An 817-nucleotide genomic window follows, 5' to 3' on the forward strand; every position below is an offset into this window, starting at 1 on the left:
AAGCCAGCTCGGCCCCGAGCCCGACGGATACGTGAAGGGAGCCTGACATGGCCATCGGCGAGACCGTCATCACCATCGTCGGCAACCTCACCGCGGATCCGGAACTGAGAACCACCGGCCAGGGCGCGCAGGTCGCCAGCTTCACCATCGCCAACACGCCACGCCAGTACAACCGGCAGACCGGACAGTACGAGGACGGAGACGCGCTCTTCCTCCGCTGTTCGGCATGGAACGACCTCGCGCAGCATTGCATCCAATCTTTGTCCAAGGGTATGCGGGTCATCGCCCAAGGCAGGCTCAAGCAGCACTCGTATCAGGCGCAGGACGGCACCAATCGGACCGTCGTGGAGCTGACGGTCGACGAAATCGGGCCATCGCTGCGGTACGCGACGGCGCAGGTCGCCCGCATCAGCCGCCAGGGCGGTCCCGTCTACGGCAACCCCGCATCGCCGCAGCCGACCGTCAACACCGGCGTCGGTGGCTGGAGCCAACGGCCGCAACAGTCGGCGCAGACACAGCAACCCGCCGCGCCGCCGGCCGATGATCCGTGGGGCGCGCCGTCGGACGACCAATCGTCATTTGGGGACTTCGGCAAACCGGATCCGGAACCGGAATTCTAAGGAGCAGCAATGAAAGCCAGCGAACAGCAGGTGCTCATCCCGCAGGAAGCGACACCGGACACGCTCATCGACCTCATCGGCAAGACGCAGCAGGTCACCAAGGCCGCGGCCGTCGTGCTCAAGGCATGCCGCAACGTCATGGACACCAAAAACAAGCAGGAGCACATCGACAAGTGGGGCGGCATCCACGCCATCAC

2 protein-coding genes are annotated in these 817 nt (G+C 65.1%); both read left to right on the forward strand.

Annotated features, from left to right (window positions below; all coding sequences use genetic code 11):
- The first annotated feature begins 47 nt into the window (after positions 1-47).
- A complete protein-coding gene (locus KSX58_RS10280; protein WP_217735696.1) occupies positions 48-620 on the forward strand; it encodes a single-stranded DNA-binding protein in 573 nt (190 codons plus the stop codon).
- Positions 621-629: 9 nt separating this feature from the next.
- A partial coding sequence (locus KSX58_RS10285; RefSeq protein WP_217752140.1) for a hypothetical protein occupies positions 630-817 on the forward strand: 188 nt, incomplete at its 3' end.

It is taken from the genome of Bifidobacterium sp. MSK.17.10, assembly GCF_019129655.1.
GTDB classification, from domain to species: domain Bacteria; phylum Actinomycetota; class Actinomycetes; order Actinomycetales; family Bifidobacteriaceae; genus Bifidobacterium; species Bifidobacterium adolescentis.